Below are 14,957 nucleotides of genomic sequence, written 5' to 3' on the forward strand. Positions count from 1 at the left end.
CGGTCATGTTCTCTGCGAAGAGTCGCGGGACATGACCCGATCACGCTAAACCTCACTCAAGGATGACCATGAAAAAGATCGCAACGCTGGCAGTGCTGGCCGCTGCCGCTTCCGTTTCCTACGCCCAATCCTCCGTCACGCTGTTCGGCATCGCCGACGCGACGGTCCAAGTCGGCCGCGGCAGCACCGACAACAACGTTGGCCTGGGTAGCGGTGGTCTGTCCACCAGCCGCATCGGCTTCCGCGGTGTGGAAGACCTGGGTGGCGGCCTGAAGGCTGGCTTTTGGCTCGAAGCCGGTTACACCCTGAACAACGGCAACGGCCAGAACAGCAACGCGCTGGCATTCACCCGCCGTTCGACCGTCAGCCTGATGGGCGACAGCTGGGGCGAAATCCGCCTGGGCCGCGACTTCACGGCACCTTACAACAACCTGTATGACGCCTTCGGCGACAACGGCGTTGGCAACATCCTGGAAACCCGCGACCTCGGCCTGAACTACGGCCTGCAGACCCGCACCAGCAACGCTGTGTCGTACTTCACGCCCAAGACCCTGGGTGGCTTCTTCGGCCAAGTGCAGTACTACCGCAACGGCCAAGGCGTCGCTACCGGTGACACCTATGGCAACGGCTACGGCGTTCGCGTCGGCTACGAAAACGGCCCGGTCAGCGTGGGTGTGGCTTACGGCAAGACCGACTACCAAGCCAGCGCCACGAACCTTGCCAAGATCGATTCCAAGAGCATCAACCTGGGCGGTTCTTACGACTTCGGCGTTGCCAAGCTGCTGCTGTCCATCGGTCAAGACGAAGGCGACGGCGCCGGCCTCGACGCCAAGACCCGCCTGTACACCGTTGGCACAACCGTGCCGGTCGGCGCTGGCCTGATCCGCGCTTCCTGGACCCGCGCCGACCAGCGCGACAGCGAAGTCCGTGCCGACAAGTTCGCCATCGGCTATGTGCACAACCTGTCCAAGCGCACGGCTCTGTACACTACGTTCGCTTACCTGAAGAACAAGGATGCTTCGAGCCTCGCTCTGAACGGTTCCACGACCGGCCTGGGCGACAGCTCCAAGGGCCTGGACATCGGCCTGCGCCACGCCTTCTAAGGATCACCGCTTCGCCATTTGATTGGCGAGCTTCTCCAAGGTGACTTGTCGCCCGCCTCTCGCAAGAGAGGCGGGCTTTTTGTTGCTTGTGTGTAACTACCGGGTTACCACTATTGATCATTACGGAAATGTAATCTAGGAGAAATGCTGCTGTCAGGTTGGCATCTTTATTCTTCCGGGCATCCCAAACCGCGGGGGGCGCACTGCAAAGGTGTTGCCCAGGCGCTGCAAACGTAGCGCTCCCGCAACACAGGAGCCGACAACATGCGCCGACAAGACATCCAGCTGCTGGCCCTCGCCCGCCAAGGCGACGCCGCAGCCCGCAGCGAGGCCGGGCGCCGCTACCTGGTCGGGGGCGATGGCTTCCCCCGCCATGTCGCGACCGGCATGGAGTACCTGAGCCACCCCAGCGTGCGCGACCGGATCGAGACCGCCCGCACCATCGCCGAGAGCCTGCCGCTGCAGGACCTGCTGCAGCTGCAGCAGGACGAGGCCTTGCGCAAGGCAGCCGGCGCCGGCAGCCTGCTGGCCCAGTTCAAGCTCGGCGTGTGGCTTTGCCTGCAGCACAGCCGCGTCGACGCCGGCCTGTCCTGGCTGGAAGCCGCGGCCACCGGCGGCCATGTGGAGGCACGTCAGGCCGTGGCGGCGCTGCGCCAGGCACGTGCCGCCGATGCCTTGGCGGCCATGCTGCGCGCCGTGTCCGGCAGCGCTGCCGTGGATGTGGCGCAGGTCGCCACGATGGCCGCACGCCAGGCCCGCGAGGGCGGTTCGCTGGATCTGCTGCTCGACTGCGTGCACGTGGCCTTGCTGCTGGCGCCGCGCCTCACGCATGGGCTGTCGGACCTGGTTGTGGCCGCCGTGTTGCTGGCCGAGCGCGAGGGCAGCGAACTGCGTGGCCTGTTGCCCGAACAGGTCGAGGCCAGCCTGGAGATGGCGATCGCACGGGGCGAGCGCGATGCGGCCTGCCTGCTCGGCCGGGCACTGTGCGGCATCGTGCACAGCGGCCTCGCCCCGGCGCGGCTGGCCACCGGCAGCAACATGCGCAAGGGCGTGGCGCTGCTGCTGCGCTCTGCCGATGGCGGCCGCGATGATGCCTGGCTGGATCTGTACGCCATGCACTCGGACCACCGGTTGTCCGTCTCCAATCCGCAGCTGGCCCGTTTCTTCCTCGAGAAGGCGGCCACGCTGGGCCAGGCCGAGGCGCAGCGCAAACTCGGCGCGCTGGCGCTGCGGGCCGCCACCACGCTGGCCGAGAGCGAGCAGGCGATCGGCTGGCTGCATGCCGCCGCGGCGCAGGACGACGCCCATGCCCGGCGCCTGCTGCAGTCGCTGGTGCTGCCTGTGGCCGGCGACGAGGCGACGGCGCGCAGCGCCATCGAGCAGCTGCGCCAGAGCGATCCCTGGCTGACCATGCGGCTGACGCTGGCGCGCGATTTCGGCCTGACCAAGCTGGAGGCGCTCAGCGTGGATCCGGCTGAGGGCCGCCGGCCCTGGGGCTTGCTGGTGGGGCGCAACCCCTTCATTACCCAGGCCCGGCTGTCGGCGCCGCGCGCGGTGCCGGCACTGACCGCGCAGGCGGCCCAGAACCTCGCACGTGCAGCGTCCTTCTTCGAGCAGTCGCGCGGCGACAGCAATGCCTTCGAAGGCGACCTGCGCCGCCGCTCGGTGCGCCAGCGCCGCGCCTTCGAGCGCCTGGGATTGTCCGAGGACCTGTTCTTCGCCGAGGCCAGTTCGACCCAGCTGGAGTCGTTCCGCCTCGGGCCGAAGTGGGCCTTCCGCGCCAAGAAGCCGCTGGAGCTGGCACTGGCCAGCTGAGCCCGCGCAGGCCATTCCCGGGCTGCGGCTGGGGGTGGTGGTGTTGTTGAGAATTTCTCTCAACTAAGATCGGCCATCTCGAAGGAAAAGGATGGCCATGGCGGCACGGGTGGATGAGAGTGTGTGGGCGGCGGAACCCCTGGTGTGCCTGCGCCAGCTGGGCGCGGCGCAGCAGCGCTGCAGCGCCGTGATCGCCGCGCAGCACCGGCGCATCGAGCAGCTGGAGGCGCAGCTGCTGCGCACGCGCGCGGCGCTGGTGCTGCGCACCACGGCGCTGGCCTGGGCGCGCCAGCAGGATGTGGCGTCCATCGACGAACACGATCCCGCCGCGCTGGACGCAAGCCTGCGGGCTGCCGACCTCGTGATCTGCCAGACCGGCTGCCTGAGCCATGGCGACTACTGGCGTGTGCGCGACCATTGCCGGCGCACCGGAAAGACCTGCGTGATGGTGGAGCAGCCAGAGGCCTTGCGCATCGTGCGGCTGCAGCGCGAGGCCGCGGCCGGCTGAAGGCTCAGCGCGCGCTGCGGGCCAGGTAGCGCTTGCGCCGGAACAGCACGATCAGCAGCGCGGCGATCACGCCCATGGCGCCCATGGCCCACCAGAAGCCATCCTGCTGGTGGATCAGCGGGATGAACTCGAAGTTCATGCCGAAGATGCCGGCGATCAGGTTCAGCGGCAGGAACACGGCGGTCAGCGCGGTCAGCACACGCATGATGTCGTTGGTGCGGTTGCTCTGCGCCGAGAAGTGGATCTGCACCACGGTCTCGGCGTTCTGTTCAAGCCGGCGCACATGGTGCACGACGCGCTGGATGTGCTCGATCACGTCGCGCGAGCGCGCGACCAGGCCATCGCGCTCGGCCTGCGGCATGGCGCTGGCGGGCTGCTCGCGCAGCGTGTCCAGCCATTCCTGCATGGCGTCGTGCTGCTCCTCGCAGAGGTCTTCCAGCATGTGCAGCTCGTTGCGGGCCGCCATCAGCGCGTTCCAGTTCGAAAAGCGCGAGCCGGGCCGCAGCAGTTCCTGCTGCCAGTGGTCCAGCTGCTGGCTCAGCACCTTGCGCAGCTCCAGGTAGCTGTCCACCATGACGTTGACCATGCGCAGCATGAGGTCGGCAGGCGTGGTCGGCAGGCGCGAACGCACCGTGGTCGTCAGGCCGTCGCTGTGCACGGCATCGGAGAGGTAACGTTGCAGGAACGCGCGCGCGGTGAAGCAGCCGGCCGGGTGCACGCTGACCAGCAGCCGGTCGAACACGGCGAAGCCGACGGCCCGTGTGCTGATGCGCCGGAACGCGGCCGGCATGGAGCGGGCCGGGCCGTTGGATTCGGCCTCCTTGCCGGTTTCCTCCTGCGTGGCCAGCCGGCGGAACACGATCAGGTCATAGACCGAGGTGTAGTCGTAGTGCGAGGGGTGGGCTGCGTTGAGCAGGTCGGCGCAGTGCAGGTCCAGCAGCTGCGAGCCACCCAGGCGCTGGGCCGCGCGCTGCACGAGGGGCAGCTCGGCCTCCAGCTGCTCGCGCTCGACGAACAGCCAGACGAAGCCGTTCTCGGGCGCGCGGTCGGGCAACTCCTCGGCAAAGCGCAGCGTGCCGGGGCTGAATTCGACGATCTGCATGTCTGTCTTGACTCGGTCGCTTCTTACGCAAGCCGCTCGCCGCGCCGACGCACGGACCCGGCCTGCAGGCGGAGGTTCCGAAGGCTGCGGAGCAAGCCATACCAATGGCCGCCGCGGAACTGGCTCTGCCAGGCCGCTGGCGGCGCCTCCTTGAGGGGGTTGGCGGAGCGCGCAGCGCGGAGACTGGGGGTGTTCATTTCAACTTGCGTGCCGCGTCCAGCGCGAAGTAGGTCAGCACGCCATTGGCACCGGCGCGCTTGAAGGCCAGCAGGCTTTCCAGCATCACGGCGTCGTGGTCCAGCCAGCCGTTCTGCGCGGCGGCCTTGAGCATGGCGTATTCGCCGCTGACCTGGTAGGCGAAGGTCGGCACGCCGAACTGGTCCTTCACGCGGCGCACCACGTCCAGATACGGCATGCCAGGCTTGACCATGACCATGTCCGCGCCTTCGGCCAGGTCCATGGCGACTTCGCGCAGCGCTTCGTCGGTGTTGCCCGGGTCCATCTGGTAGACCTTCTTGTTGCTCTTGCCCAGGTTGGTGGCAGAACCCACGGCATCGCGGAAGGGGCCGTAGAAGGCCGAGGCGTACTTGGCGCTGTAGGCCATGATGCGGGTGTGGACCAGGTCCCTGGCCTCCAGCGCCTGGCGGATCGCGCCGATGCGGCCGTCCATCATGTCGCTGGGCGCGACGATGTCGACACCGGCCTGGGCCTGGGTCAGGGCCTGGCGCACCAGCACGGCGGTGGTGGCGTCGTTGAGGATGTAGCCGCTGGCGTCGAGCAGGCCGTCCTGGCCATGGCTGGTGTAGGGGTCCAGCGCCACATCGGTCATCACGCCGAGTTCGGGGAAGCGGTCCTTGAGCGCACGCACCACGCGCGGGATCAGGCCGTCGGGGTTGGCGGCCTCGGCGCCGTCGGCGGTCTTGAGGCTGGGGTCGATCACCGGGAACAGCGCCATCACCGGGATCTGCAGTCGCACGCATTCTTCGGCAACGGGCAGCAGCAGGTCCAGGCTCAGCCGTTCCACGCCGGGCATCGAGGGCACGGCGTGGCGTTGGCTGCTGCCGTCCTGCACGAACACCGGGTAGATCAGGTCGTGCGTGGACAGGTTGTGCTCGCGCACCAGGTCGCGCGTGAAGGCGTCATAGCGCAACCGGCGAGGACGGGCGGCGGGGAAGGCGGCGAGGGGGGAGAGGTCGGGGCGGCTCATGGCCGAAGTGTGCCCCAAGCCCGGAGCGGGTCCGCGCGGCCCCCGGATTCGCCCTCTTGCTGGCCCTGGCGGGCTTTGCTAGATTGCCCGCGGGCGGTCCGCCGCCTACCCGCTTCACCTCCCTGAGCGGGGGCCTCGACGTGTAACAACCAACAGGCTTGCCACCCCGGCCCGTCGCGCTTGCACCGGCCGGGGTATTTTTTTGGCGCCGGGCCGCCCCAAGACCAAAAGCGTCCCCTCGGGGGGCAGGCAGGCGCGCAGCGCCTGCCCCAGGGGCATTTTTGCCTCGCCTACACTTTCACCATGCTGTGGGTCAAGGCTTTCCATATCGTTTTCGTGGCCAGCTGGTTCGCCGGGCTGTTCTATCTGCCGCGCATCTTCGTGAACCTGGCCATGGTGCAGCCGGGCTCGGACGCCGAGCGCGAGCGACTGCTGCTGATGGCGCGCAAGCTGCTGCGCTTCACCACGCTGCTGGCCGTACCGGCGCTGGCGCTGGGCTTGGTGCTGTGGTTGCACTACGGCATCGGCCGCGGTCCCGGCAACGGCTGGATGCACGCCAAGCTGGCGGTGGTGCTGCTGGTACTGCTCTACCACCACGCCTGCGCGGCGCAGCTGCGCCGCCTGCGCGACGGCCAGTCGTTGCGCAGCCATGTCTGGTACCGCTGGTTCAACGAACTGCCAGTGCTGATGCTGGTGGCGGTCGTGGTGCTGGTCGTCGTCAAGCCGTTCTGACGCCACAGGCCGGGCGCCGCCATGCACAAGACCTCGGCCTGGCCGCTGGCGCTGGTCTACCTGGCGCTCGTCGTGTATGCCAGCCTGTTCCCGTTCGAGGGCTGGCGCGACCAGGGCATCGCGCCCTGGGCCTTCATGGCGGCGCCGCTGCCGCGCTGGTGGACCTGGTTCGACGTGCAGATCAATGTGCTCGGTTACGCGCCGCTGGGTTTCCTGCTGGCCTTGGCGGGGCTGCGTTCGGGCCGCACGCGTGCGCCGGTGCTGCTGACGCTGCTGGCGGGCGCCGCCGTGTCCTTCCTCATGGAGACGACGCAGGGTTACCTACCGCGGCGCGTGCCTTCCAACGTCGATTTCGCGCTCAATGCCGCCGGCACCTGGCTGGGGGCACTGCTGGCCTGGCTGTTGCAGCGCACCGGCACCATCGACCGCTGGAGCCGCTTTCGCGCCGGCTGGCTGACGCCGGATGCGCGCGGCGCGCTGGTGCTGCTGGCGCTGTGGCCGCTGGCCCTGCTGTTCCCGGCTTCCGTGCCGCTGGGACTGGGCCAGGTGTTCGAGCGGCTGGAGGAGGCGCTGGCGGAATTCCTGGAGGACACGCCCTTCCTCGACTGGCTGCCAGTGCGCGATGTGGAGCTGCAGCCGCTGGTGCCGGGCACCGAGATGTTCTGCGTGCTGCTGGGCGCGCTGGTGCCCTGCCTGATCGGCTACGGCGTGATCACCGGGGTGCGGCGGCGCGCCTGGTTCCTGTTGGTGCTGACCGTGGTCGGGGTCGGCGCCACGGCGCTGTCGGCCGCGCTGAGCTATGGCCCCAACCACGCCTGGGCCTGGGGGACGCTGCCGGTGCGCGTGGGCTGGGCGGCGGCATTGCTGGTGTCGGTGCTGCTGCTGCGGGCGCGGCCGCGGGGCTGCGCCGCCCTGGCCCTGCTGGCGCTGGCGCTGCATCTGAGCCTCTTGAACCAGGCGCCCACCAGCGCCTACTTTGCGCAGACGCTGCAGACCTGGGAGCAGGGCCGCTTCATCCGCTTCAACGGCCTGGCCCAGTGGCTGGGCTGGGGCTGGCCCTATGTGGCCGCCCTGTACCTGCTGCTGCGGCTGTCAGGGCCGGACACCACGGCGCGCCAGCTTCCTAAAATGCCGCGATGAGCACGCCCCCCACCTACTACGAGCGCCACATCTTCTTCTGCCTGAACGAGCGCACCAACGGTGAAGACTGCTGCGCCCACCACGGCGCCCAGGAGGCCTTCGACCGCTGCAAGGCACAGGTCAAGGCCGCCGGCCTGGCCGGGCCGGGCAAGGTGCGCGTGAACAAGGCGGGCTGCCTGGACCGCTGCGCGGCCGGCCCGGTGGCGGTGGTCTACCCCGAGGCGGTCTGGTACAGCTTCGTGGATGAGCAGGACATCGACGAGATCGTCGAATCGCATTTGAAGAACGGCCAGGTGGTCGAGCGCCTGCGCACGCCCGCGCACCTGGGGCGCTGAGCCATGAATGCATCCACGGAGCGGCTCACGCTGCAAGGCCCCGTCGGCGCCATCGAGGTTCTGCGCGACACCCCCGACGCGTCTGTCGCTGCGCGCGGCGTCGCCGTCATCGCCCATCCGCACCCGCTGTTCGGCGGCACCATGGACAACAAGGTCGTGCAGACGCTGGCGCGCGCCTTCGTGCAGTGCGGCTGGACGGCCGTGCGCTTCAATTTCCGTGGTGTTGGCGCGAGCGCTGGCGTGCACGATGAGGGGCGTGGCGAGGCCGAGGACTTCGGCGCCGTGCTGGCGCAGCTGGCCGGCGATGGGCCTCTGGCGCTGGCGGGGTTCTCCTTCGGTGCCTTCGTCACCAGCCGCGCGCTTGCCGCCTTGCCGCCGGAGCGCGCCGTCGAGCAGCTGGTGCTGGTGGGCACGGCGGCATCGCGCTTCGAGGTCGCCACCATCCCGTCCGGCATGCATGCCCGCACCCTGGTCGTGCACGGCGAGCAGGACGACACCGTGCCCCTGTCTGCCGTGCTGGATTGGGCGCGTCCGCAGTCGCTGCCTGTTACCGTCGTGCCAGGCGGTGGACATTTCTTTCACGGACAGTTGCCGCTGCTCAAGGGCCTGGTGGTCCGCCACCTGCAGGCCGCCGCTTCTCTCTGACGCGTCGCTGACGCCGGTCCAGGCCGCGCGCGCAGCCGCCTTTTTCTTGCCGATCTCCATGAGCCGTTTTTTGAAGCTGCTGGTCGCGCCGCTGCTGGCTGTTGCCGTTTCCCTGGCCGCGGCCCAGGCGCCCCGGGGTCCCGAAGTGGCCGCCAGCGCCTATTTACTGGTGGATGTGACCGCCAACCAGGTGCTGCTCGAGAAGAATGCCGACGCCCCCGTCGAGCCCGCATCCCTGACCAAGCTCATGAGCGCTTATCTGGTGTTCGATGCGCTCAGGTCCAGGAAGCTCACGCTGACGCAGACCCTGCCGGTCAGCGAGCGTGCCTGGAAGATGCCGGGCGCGCGCATGTTCATCGACCCCAAGATGCAGGTTCCCGTGGAAGACCTGCTCAAGGGCTTGATCGTGCAGTCCGGCAACGATGCCACCATGGCGCTGGCAGAGGGGGTGGGTGGCACGGCCGAGCGCTTCGTGCAGCTCATGAACGACCAGGCCAAGGCCATGGGCCTGAAGAACACCACCTACAAGAATCCCGAGGGCTTGGCCGAGGCCGGTCACACGACGACAGCGCGTGACCTGTCCATCCTGTCGATGCGCTTGATGCGCGACTTCCCGGAGTACGTGCACTACTACAGCATCAAGAAGTACCGCTACCAAGGCACGCCGGTGGCGAACGACACCAACCGCAACCTGCTGCTGTTCCGCGACCCGACCGTCGATGGCCTGAAGACCGGCCACACCAACGCGGCGGGCTACTGCATGGTCGCCACGGCCAAGCGCGATTTCCCGAACCTGGCCGGTGGCCGGCGCCTGCTGTCCATTGTGCTGGGCGCATCCAGCGAGACAGCGCGTGCCAACGAATCGCAGAAGTTGTTGAATTGGGGCTACACGGCCTTCGAGGCCGTCAAGCTGTTCGAAGCCAACCAGGCCGTGGTCACGCCTGCCGTCTGGAAGGGCAAGGAAAACGCGCTCAAGCTGGGCCGCACCGAGGCCGTGGTCGTCGCCGTGCCGGCCGGCAGTGCCAGCCGCATCAAGACCGACGTGGCGCGCCCGGACCCGCTGGTCGCTCCCTTCACCAAGGGCCAGGCTGTCGGCTCGCTGAGGGTCGTGCTGGACGACAAGGAGCTCATCGCCGTGCCGCTGCAGGTGCTTGAGCCGGTCGCGCAGGCCGGCGCGCTGGGCCGCGCCTGGGACGCCGTGCGGCTCTGGATCAAATAGACGCCTCGTCTTGCAGCGCAGCGCCCGCAACGCTATACTCGCGGGCTTTTCGGAAAATTCCGAGGGATTCACGTTTGCCGTTAAAGACGTCAGTCGAAGCGGTTGTCGGTGTGTGCCTGCGTTGTTGGAACGCCAGGCGAGCGCCATCACAAGGAGAGGCTTAGTGCCAACCATCAATCAACTCGTGCGTCAGGGCCGGGAAGTCGAGACCATCAACTCGAAGAGCCCCGCGATGCAAAACTCCCCGCAGCGCCGTGGCGTCTGCACCCGGGTGTACACCACGACCCCGAAGAAGCCGAACTCGGCGCTTCGTAAAGTTGCCAAGGTCCGTCTGACCAACGGCTTCGAAGTCATTTCCTACATCGGCGGCGAAGGCCACAACCTGCAGGAACACAGCGTCGTGCTGGTTCGCGGCGGTCGTGTCAAGGACTTGCCCGGTGTGCGTTACCACATCGTGCGCGGTTCGCTGGACCTGCAGGGTGTGAAGGACCGCAAGCAGTCGCGCTCCAAGTACGGCGCGAAGAAGCCCAAGGCCAAGTAAGAAACCTTCGGTTTCAAGAGATAGCAGGTGCTGTTTCCCGCGTGGCGCGGTGAGGCAGCGTAGTGACCCGAATTCCGGATGTTCCGGAGGGGTCGAGTAAGTGGGTGTCCGAGATGGCTCCCGCGGCTTTCGCAAGAAGGCCAACTGAAGCAAAGAGGTGAAACATGCCACGTCGTCGCGAAGTTCCCAAACGTGAAATCCTGCCGGATCCCAAGTTCGGCAATGTCGAGCTGTCCAAGTTCATGAACGTCATCATGGAAGGCGGCAAGAAGGCTGTTGCCGAGCGCATCATTTACGGCGCTCTCGACTTCATCGAGAAGAAGAACCCGGGCAAGGACCCGGTCGAAGCCTTCACGATCGCCATCAACAACGTCAAGCCGATGGTGGAAGTGAAGTCCCGCCGCGTCGGTGGTGCCAACTACCAGGTGCCCGTCGAAGTGCGCCCGGTGCGCCGCCTGGCCCTGTCGATGCGCTGGATCAAGGAAGCCGCCCGCAAGCGTGGCGAGAAATCCATGTCGCTGCGCCTGGCCAACGAGCTGATGGAAGCGACCGAAGGCCGCGGTGGTGCCATGAAGCGTCGTGACGAAGTGCACCGCATGGCAGAGGCCAACAAGGCCTTTAGCCACTTCCGTTTCTGATCCCCACCCTGTCGTTCTAAAGGCCTGGAGCCCGACCTGCCCACGAGGCGGGCGGGCTCTATGCCGTTCAAGGAGTTTCTTTCATGGCCCGCAAAACCCCCATCGAGCGATACCGCAACATCGGTATCTCGGCGCACATCGACGCCGGCAAGACCACCACGACCGAGCGCATCCTGTTCTACACCGGCGTGAACCACAAGATCGGCGAAGTGCACGATGGCGCGGCCACCATGGACTGGATGGAGCAGGAGCAAGAGCGTGGCATCACGATCACCTCGGCTGCCGTGACCTGCTTCTGGAAGGGCATGGACCTGTCCTACCCCGAGCACCGCTTCAACATCATCGACACCCCCGGCCACGTGGACTTCACGATTGAAGTCGAGCGCTCCATGCGCGTGCTGGACGGCGCCTGCATGGTGTACTGCGCCGTGGGTGGCGTGCAGCCCCAGTCGGAAACCGTCTGGCGCCAGGCCAACAAGTACAAGGTGCCGCGTCTGGCCTTCGTGAACAAGATGGACCGCACCGGTGCCAACTTCTTCAAGGTCTACGACCAGATGAAGCTGCGCCTGAAGGCCAACCCCGTGCCTGTGGTGATTCCGATCGGCGCGGAAGAAGGCTTCAAGGGCGTGGTCGACCTGCTGAAGATGAAGGCCATCCTGTGGGATGAGGCTTCGCAAGGCATGAAGTTCGACTACGTCGAGATTCCCGCTGACCTGCAGGCCCTGGCCGAAGAGTGGCGCGAGAAGATGGTCGAGGCTGCGGCCGAAGCCTCCGAAGAGCTCATGAACAAGTACCTCGAAGAGGGCTCGCTCTCCGAAGAGGAAATCAAGGCCGGCCTGCGCACGCGCACGATCGCAACGGAAATCCATCCGATGCTTTGCGGTACCGCCTTCAAGAACAAGGGTGTGCAGCGCATGCTGGACGCCGTGATCGACTACCTGCCCTCGCCCGTGGACATCCCGGACGTGTCGGGTACCGATGAAGAAGAGCAGCCCGTCACCCGCAAGGCCGACGACGGCGAGAAGTTCTCGGCGCTGGCGTTCAAGCTGATGACCGACCCCTTCGTGGGCCAGTTGACCTTCGTGCGCGTCTACTCGGGCGTGCTGACCAAGGGTGACACGGTGTTCAACTCGGTCAAAGGCAAGAAGGAACGCATCGGCCGTATCGTGCAGATGATGGCCAACGACCGCGTGGAAGTCGAAGAAATCCGTGCCGGCGACATCGCTGCCTGCGTGGGCCTGAAGGACGTGACGACCGGTGAAACGCTGGCCGACGTCAACGCGCCCATCGTGCTGGAGCGCATGGTGTTCCCCGAGCCCGTGATCACGCAGGCTGTCGAACCCAAGACCAAGACCGACCAGGAAAAGATGGGTATCGCCCTGCAGCGCCTGGCTGCCGAAGATCCGTCCTTCCGCGTGAAGACCGATGAAGAATCCGGCCAGACGCTGATCGCCGGCATGGGCGAGCTGCACCTGGAAATCATCGTCGACCGCATGAAGCGCGAATTCGGCGTGGAAGCCAACGTCGGCAAGCCCCAGGTGGCCTACCGCGAAACCATCCGCAAGACCGTCGACGAAGCCGAAGGCAAGTTCGTGCGCCAATCCGGCGGCAAGGGCCAGTACGGCCACGTGGTCCTGAAGATCGAACCGAACGAAGCCGGCAAGGGCATCGAGTTCGTCGACGCGATCAAGGGTGGTGTGGTGCCGCGTGAATTCATTCCCGCGGTCGAGAAGGGCATCAACGAAGCGGTCACGCAAGGCGTGCTGGCCGGCTACCCGGTGGTCGACGTCAAGGTCACGCTGCACTTCGGTTCGTACCACGACGTCGACTCGAACGAACTGGCGTTCAAGATGGCCGCCATCTTCGGTTTCAAGGAAGGCTGCCGCAAGGCCAACCCCGTCATCCTCGAGCCCATGATGGCCGTGGAAGTCGAGACGCCTGAAGACTATGCCGGTACCGTGATGGGCGACCTGTCCTCGCGCCGCGGCATGGTGCAGGGCATGGACGACATGGTCGGCGGCGGCAAGGCCATCAAGGCCGAAGTTCCGCTGTCGGAAATGTTCGGCTACTCGACCTCGCTGCGTTCGGCCACGCAAGGCCGCGCCACCTACACGATGGAATTCAAGCACTACGCGGAAGCCCCGCGCAACGTGTCCGAAGCCATCATGGCAGCGCGCGCAAAGTAAGTTTTCAGCCGGTCTGCGACGGCGTGCCGCCACGTGCCCGTGCGTGGCGATCAAGCAACGTCGTGCAGACCTAAAACCTCATCACGGGACATGCTCTTTGGAGATTTGATATGGCAAAAGAGAAATTTGCGCGGACCAAGCCGCACGTGAACGTCGGCACCATCGGCCACGTGGACCACGGCAAGACCACGCTGACGGCAGCGATCACGACGGTGCTGGCCTCCAAGTTCGGCGGCCAGGCCAAGGCCTACGACCAGATCGACGCGGCTCCGGAAGAAAAGGCCCGCGGCATCACGATCAACACCGCGCACGTCGAGTACGAAACCGCCACGCGCCACTACGCCCACGTGGACTGCCCCGGCCACGCCGACTACGTCAAGAACATGATCACCGGTGCCGCCCAGATGGACGGCGCCATCCTGGTGTGCTCGGCCGCCGACGGCCCGATGCCCCAGACCCGTGAGCACATCCTGCTGGCCCGTCAGGTCGGCGTGCCTTACATCATCGTGTTCCTGAACAAGTGCGACATGGTGGACGACGCCGAACTGCTCGAGCTCGTCGAAATGGAAGTGCGCGAACTGCTGGACAAGTACGAATTCCCCGGCGACGACACCCCCATCATCCACGGCTCGGCCAAGCTCGCCATGGAAGGCGACAAGGGCGACCTGGGCGAAGGCGCCATCCTGAAGCTGGCCGAAGCGCTGGACACCTACATCCCCACGCCCGAGCGTGCCATCGACGGCACCTTCCTGATGCCCGTGGAAGACGTGTTCTCCATCTCCGGCCGTGGCACCGTGGTGACCGGCCGCGTCGAGCGCGGCATCATCAAGGTCGGCGAAGAAATCGAGATCGTCGGCATCAAGGCCACGGCCAAGACCATCTGCACCGGCGTGGAAATGTTCCGCAAGCTGCTGGACCAAGGCCAGGCTGGTGACAACGTCGGCATCCTGCTGCGCGGCACCAAGCGCGAAGAAGTCGAACGCGGCCAAGTGCTGTGCAAGCCCGGCTCGATCAAGCCGCACACGCACTTCACGTCGGAAATCTACGTGCTGTCCAAGGATGAAGGTGGTCGTCACACGCCGTTCTTCAACAACTACCGCCCGCAGTTCTACTTCCGCACGACGGACGTGACCGGCGCGATCAGCCTGCCCGAAGGCAAGGAAATGGTCATGCCTGGCGACAACGTGTCGATCACCGTCAAGCTGATCAACCCGATCGCCATGGAAGAAGGCCTGCGCTTCGCCATCCGCGAAGGCGGCAAGACCGTCGGCGCCGGCGTGGTCGCCAAGATCATCGAGTGAGCGGAGCGAGCACCATGAGCAACAAGCAAAAGATCCGCATCCGTCTGAAGGCCTTCGATTACAAGCTGATCGACCAGTCCGCAGCCGAGATCGTCGACACCGCCAAGCGCACCGGCGCCATCGTCAAGGGCCCCGTGCCCCTGCCGACGCGCATGAAGCGTTTCGACATCCTGCGTTCGCCGCACGTCAACAAAACGAGCCGCGACCAGTTCGAGATCCGCACGCACCAGCGCCTGATGGACATCGTCGACCCGACCGACAAGACCGTCGACGCGCTGATGAAGCTGGACCTGCCGGCTGGCGTGGACGTCGAGATCAAGCTGCAATAAACGCAGACTGATCGACCTCCCTTAGCCCGGGGTTGCCGATTCGGCAGCCCCGGGCTATAATTTTTGGCTCCGCCCGTTTTGGGTGGGGAATCATCAACCTCCTTTCACAGCAAAACACCTCGGCCAATTGCAGTCGGGGTGGTGGAAGTTACGGAG

Annotated in this window: 15 protein-coding genes; 13 read left to right on the top strand and 2 right to left on the bottom strand. The window is 66.3% G+C overall.

Annotation, left to right across the window (positions count from 1 at the left end):
* Window positions 1-68: 68 nt before the first annotated feature.
* From ACSQ4M_RS09140 to ACSQ4M_RS09150, 3 genes are all read left to right on the top strand, one after another.
* On the top strand, window positions 69-1,103 hold the full coding sequence (locus ACSQ4M_RS09140) for a porin (protein WP_436189268.1): 1,035 nt from the start codon (window positions 69-71) through the stop codon (window positions 1,101-1,103).
* Window positions 1,104-1,367: 264 nt separating this feature from the next.
* Window positions 1,368-2,918, top strand: coding sequence for a hypothetical protein (locus ACSQ4M_RS09145; RefSeq protein ID WP_436189269.1), 1,551 nt, complete (start codon window positions 1,368-1,370; stop codon window positions 2,916-2,918).
* A 97-nt stretch (window positions 2,919-3,015) separates the two neighbouring features.
* Entirely contained in the window at window positions 3,016-3,426 is a 411-nt protein-coding gene (locus tag ACSQ4M_RS09150; RefSeq protein WP_436189270.1) for a DUF2325 domain-containing protein, read from the top strand.
* Window positions 3,427-3,430: 4 nt separating this feature from the next.
* On the opposite strand, the gene ACSQ4M_RS09155 is transcribed toward ACSQ4M_RS09150, so the two are convergent.
* Window positions 3,431-4,528, bottom strand: coding sequence for a magnesium transporter CorA family protein (locus ACSQ4M_RS09155; RefSeq protein ID WP_436189271.1), 1,098 nt, complete (start codon window positions 4,526-4,528; stop codon window positions 3,431-3,433).
* Between the two features lie 193 nt (window positions 4,529-4,721).
* Window positions 4,722-5,735 (bottom strand): porphobilinogen synthase, encoded by a 1,014-nt coding sequence (hemB, locus tag ACSQ4M_RS09160; RefSeq protein ID WP_436189272.1) that lies wholly within the window; start codon window positions 5,733-5,735, stop codon window positions 4,722-4,724.
* A 303-nt stretch (window positions 5,736-6,038) separates the two neighbouring features.
* On the opposite strand from hemB, the gene ACSQ4M_RS09165 reads away from it, so the two are divergent.
* The 10 genes from ACSQ4M_RS09165 (at window position 6,039) to rpsJ (ending at window position 14,801) form a co-directional block, all read left to right on the top strand.
* A complete protein-coding gene (locus ACSQ4M_RS09165) occupies window positions 6,039-6,467 on the top strand; it encodes a CopD family protein (protein WP_436189273.1) in 429 nt (142 codons plus the stop codon).
* Window positions 6,468-6,488: 21 nt separating this feature from the next.
* Window positions 6,489-7,607 (top strand): VanZ family protein, encoded by a 1,119-nt coding sequence (locus ACSQ4M_RS09170; RefSeq protein WP_436189274.1) that lies wholly within the window; start codon window positions 6,489-6,491, stop codon window positions 7,605-7,607.
* Window positions 7,604-7,942: a (2Fe-2S) ferredoxin domain-containing protein gene (locus tag ACSQ4M_RS09175; protein WP_436189275.1), complete on the top strand. Its 339-nt coding sequence runs from the start codon at window positions 7,604-7,606 to the stop codon at window positions 7,940-7,942. Before ACSQ4M_RS09170 ends, ACSQ4M_RS09175 begins: the two co-directional genes overlap by 4 nt.
* A gap of 3 nt (window positions 7,943-7,945) precedes the next feature.
* Complete coding sequence (locus ACSQ4M_RS09180; protein ID WP_436189276.1) at window positions 7,946-8,587, top strand: alpha/beta hydrolase; 642 nt, start codon at window positions 7,946-7,948, stop codon at window positions 8,585-8,587.
* A gap of 58 nt (window positions 8,588-8,645) precedes the next feature.
* Window positions 8,646-9,806 carry a D-alanyl-D-alanine carboxypeptidase family protein gene (locus ACSQ4M_RS09185; RefSeq protein ID WP_436189277.1) on the top strand — a complete coding sequence of 387 codons (1,161 nt, stop codon included), beginning with the start codon at window positions 8,646-8,648 and terminating at the stop codon, window positions 9,804-9,806.
* A gap of 163 nt (window positions 9,807-9,969) precedes the next feature.
* Window positions 9,970-10,347, top strand: coding sequence for a 30S ribosomal protein S12 (gene rpsL, locus ACSQ4M_RS09190; protein WP_056658081.1), 378 nt, complete (start codon window positions 9,970-9,972; stop codon window positions 10,345-10,347).
* A 164-nt stretch (window positions 10,348-10,511) separates the two neighbouring features.
* Complete coding sequence (gene rpsG, locus ACSQ4M_RS09195; RefSeq protein WP_056900423.1) at window positions 10,512-10,985, top strand: 30S ribosomal protein S7; 474 nt, start codon at window positions 10,512-10,514, stop codon at window positions 10,983-10,985.
* Window positions 10,986-11,068: 83 nt separating this feature from the next.
* Window positions 11,069-13,171 (top strand): elongation factor G, encoded by a 2,103-nt coding sequence (gene fusA, locus ACSQ4M_RS09200; RefSeq protein ID WP_436189278.1) that lies wholly within the window; start codon window positions 11,069-11,071, stop codon window positions 13,169-13,171.
* A gap of 110 nt (window positions 13,172-13,281) precedes the next feature.
* Complete coding sequence (gene tuf / locus ACSQ4M_RS09205; RefSeq protein ID WP_436189279.1) at window positions 13,282-14,472, top strand: elongation factor Tu; 1,191 nt, start codon at window positions 13,282-13,284, stop codon at window positions 14,470-14,472.
* 14 nt (window positions 14,473-14,486) lie between these two features.
* Entirely contained in the window at window positions 14,487-14,801 is a 315-nt protein-coding gene (rpsJ, locus tag ACSQ4M_RS09210; RefSeq protein WP_056901436.1) for a 30S ribosomal protein S10, read from the top strand.
* Window positions 14,802-14,957: the final 156 nt, after the last annotated feature.

Origin of the sequence: Pseudorhodoferax sp. LjRoot39 (assembly GCF_964253035.1) — a bacterium.
GTDB lineage: Bacteria > Pseudomonadota > Gammaproteobacteria > Burkholderiales > Burkholderiaceae_C > Pseudorhodoferax.

What these genes read in the sequence shown, in the direction of transcription:
- ACSQ4M_RS09140 (WP_436189268.1), top strand. Translation starts at nt 69, where the DNA reads ATGAAAAAGATCGCAACGCTGGCAGTGCTGGCCGCTGCCGCTTCCGTT.
- ACSQ4M_RS09145 (WP_436189269.1), top strand. Translation starts at nt 1,368, where the DNA reads ATGCGCCGACAAGACATCCAGCTGCTGGCCCTCGCCCGCCAAGGCGAC.
- ACSQ4M_RS09150 (WP_436189270.1), top strand. Translation starts at nt 3,016, where the DNA reads ATGGCGGCACGGGTGGATGAGAGTGTGTGGGCGGCGGAACCCCTGGTG.
- ACSQ4M_RS09155 (WP_436189271.1), bottom strand. Translation starts at nt 4,528, where the DNA reads ATGCAGATCGTCGAATTCAGCCCCGGCACGCTGCGCTTTGCCGAGGAG.
- hemB (WP_436189272.1), bottom strand. Translation starts at nt 5,735, where the DNA reads ATGAGCCGCCCCGACCTCTCCCCCCTCGCCGCCTTCCCCGCCGCCCGT.
- ACSQ4M_RS09165 (WP_436189273.1), top strand. Translation starts at nt 6,039, where the DNA reads ATGCTGTGGGTCAAGGCTTTCCATATCGTTTTCGTGGCCAGCTGGTTC.
- ACSQ4M_RS09170 (WP_436189274.1), top strand. Translation starts at nt 6,489, where the DNA reads ATGCACAAGACCTCGGCCTGGCCGCTGGCGCTGGTCTACCTGGCGCTC.
- ACSQ4M_RS09175 (WP_436189275.1), top strand. Translation starts at nt 7,604, where the DNA reads ATGAGCACGCCCCCCACCTACTACGAGCGCCACATCTTCTTCTGCCTG.
- ACSQ4M_RS09180 (WP_436189276.1), top strand. Translation starts at nt 7,946, where the DNA reads ATGAATGCATCCACGGAGCGGCTCACGCTGCAAGGCCCCGTCGGCGCC.
- ACSQ4M_RS09185 (WP_436189277.1), top strand. Translation starts at nt 8,646, where the DNA reads ATGAGCCGTTTTTTGAAGCTGCTGGTCGCGCCGCTGCTGGCTGTTGCC.
- rpsG (WP_056900423.1), top strand. Translation starts at nt 10,512, where the DNA reads ATGCCACGTCGTCGCGAAGTTCCCAAACGTGAAATCCTGCCGGATCCC.
- fusA (WP_436189278.1), top strand. Translation starts at nt 11,069, where the DNA reads ATGGCCCGCAAAACCCCCATCGAGCGATACCGCAACATCGGTATCTCG.
- tuf (WP_436189279.1), top strand. Translation starts at nt 13,282, where the DNA reads ATGGCAAAAGAGAAATTTGCGCGGACCAAGCCGCACGTGAACGTCGGC.
- rpsJ (WP_056901436.1), top strand. Translation starts at nt 14,487, where the DNA reads ATGAGCAACAAGCAAAAGATCCGCATCCGTCTGAAGGCCTTCGATTAC.